Source organism: Modestobacter sp. VKM Ac-2977, from assembly GCF_026968045.1.
Classification (GTDB): domain Bacteria; phylum Actinomycetota; class Actinomycetes; order Mycobacteriales; family Geodermatophilaceae; genus Modestobacter.
Map to the genome: position 1 here is coordinate 153,939 of NZ_JAPVBQ010000003.1, position 2,021 is coordinate 155,959.

Here is a 2,021-nt window from a genome sequence, read left to right on the forward strand (position 1 = left end):
GCCCAGCGACCGACGGCCCAGCGACCGACGGCCCAGCGACCGACGGCCCAGCGACCGACGGCCCAGCGACCGACGGCCCAGCGACCGACGGCTCAGCGACCGACGGCGTAGCCCTGCATGCCCCGGGGGTTGGCGCCGGCCCGCAGCACGCCCGTCTCCGGGTCGACCGACACCGCGGACAGCCGGCCCAGCGACCAGGGACCGGAGGCGGTGACCGAGTGGCCGCGGCGGCGCAGCTCGTCGATGGTCTCGTCCCCGATCCGGGACTCGACCACGACCTCGTCCGGCGTCATCTCCCGCGGGAAGAACGACGACGGGAATGCGGTGGTGTGCCAGGTCGGCGCGTCGATGGCCGCCTGGAGGTCCAGCCCGCCCAGCACGTGGGCCAGCCAGAAGCACAGCTGCCACTGCTCCTGCTGGTCACCGCCGGGGGTGCCGAAGGCGAGGGTCGGCACGCCGCCGCGCAGCGCCAGGGACGGGGTGAGCGTGGTGCGCGGGCGCTTGCCCGGCTGCAGCGAGTTGGGGAGCCCGGGCTCCAGCCAGAACATCTGTGCCCGGGTGCCCAACGCGAAGCCGAGCGAGGGGATGACCGGCGAGCTCTGCAGCCAGCCGCCCGAGGGGGTGGCCGAGACGAGGTTGCCCCAGCGGTCGACGACGTCGACGTGGCAGGTGTCGCCCCGGGTGGTGCCCCGCGTGTCGACGGTGGGCTCCCCGACGCCCGCGACCGGGCCGGCGGAGGCGCGGCCGCCGGCGGTGACGAACTCGGGGAGCCGGGGCGGGCGCCCCCCTGGCGAGCCGGGCCGCAGCTCGGTGCTGGCCCGGTCGCTGATCAGCGCCCGCCGTTGCTCGGTGTAGCTCGTGGACAGCAGGTCGTCCACGGGCACCTCGGCCGTGTCCCCGTACCAGGCCTCCCGGTCGGCCATCGCCAGCTTCACCGCCTCCACGCTGGCGTGGACCAGGTCGGCATCGGCGGTGCCCGACGCGTACCCGGCCCCGGCCCCTGCTGCCGGGTGGCCGTCCAGCATCGCGAGCGCCTGGAGCAGCGCCGGGCCCTGGGACCACGGCCCGGCCTTCGCGAGCGTCCACCCCTGCCAGTCGAGGGTGACCGGCGGCTCGTACCTCGGGGCCCAGCTGGCCAGGTCCTCACCCGTCAGGAAGCCGCGGTGGGCACGACCGGAGTCGTCCATCACCGGGGAACGGGAGAACTCGTCGATCGCCTCGGCGACGAACCCCGTGTACCAAGCCGCGAGTGCCGCGTCGATCTGCGCCTCTCGGGAGGGTCCGCGCGCTGCGTCGAGCAGTCGGCGGTAGGTCGAGGCGAGGACCGGGTTGCGGAACAGGCGGCCGGCGGTGGGGGGTGCTCCGTCGGGGGCGAGCCAGGTGGCGGCCGAGGTCGGCCAGTGGGTGCGGAAGTGCTCGGAGACCGAGGCGACGGTCGCGGCGACCCGGGGGTGGACCGGGTGGCCGTGCTCGGCGTACTCGATGGCGAAGCGGAGGACGGCGCCCAGCGGCAGGGTGCCGTGGTCGCGCAGGAGGGTCAGCCAGGCGCCGAGAGCGCCCGGCACGGTGGCGGCGAGGAGACCGGTGCCCGGGACCAGGTCGAGACCGAGGTCCCCGAAGGCGTCGATCGTCGCGCCGGCGGGGGCGACCCCCTGACCGGACAGGACCACGGGGACCCCCGCGCCGGCGGCTGCCCGCGGGCTCCGGGCGAAGAGGATCGGGACCTCGCCCCCCGGGCCGTTGAGGTGCGGCTCGACCACCTGCAGGGTGAGGCCCGCAGCGACCGCGGCATCGAACGCGTTCCCACCGGCCTCGAGGGTCGCCATGCCCGCGGCGCTGGCGAGCCAGTGCGTCGAGGCGACCATCCCGAAGGTGCCGGCGAGCTCCGGCCGCGTGGTGAACATGTAGCCACCCTAAAGAAGTGTGGCCGCTTCGCACTGCGAGGCGAGGGCGGTGCGGCAGGGGTGCTGGGCGCCTCCCGTGGCGGCACGACCTCGTCGTCGTCCGGAGCTCTGTGCCGG

1 protein-coding gene is annotated in these 2,021 nt (G+C 75.7%); it reads right to left on the minus strand.

Going from position 1 to position 2,021, the window contains the following annotated elements:
* Positions 1-92 precede the first annotated feature (92 nt).
* A complete protein-coding gene (locus O2V63_RS13530) occupies positions 93-1,904 on the minus strand; it encodes a gamma-glutamyltransferase family protein (RefSeq protein WP_269168085.1) in 1,812 nt (603 codons plus the stop codon).
* Positions 1,905-2,021: the final 117 nt, after the last annotated feature.

Coding starts and splice junctions, on each gene's coding strand:
- O2V63_RS13530 (WP_269168085.1), bottom strand. CDS start 1,904: ATGTTCACCACGCGGCCGGAGCTCGCCGGCACCTTCGGGATGGTCGCC.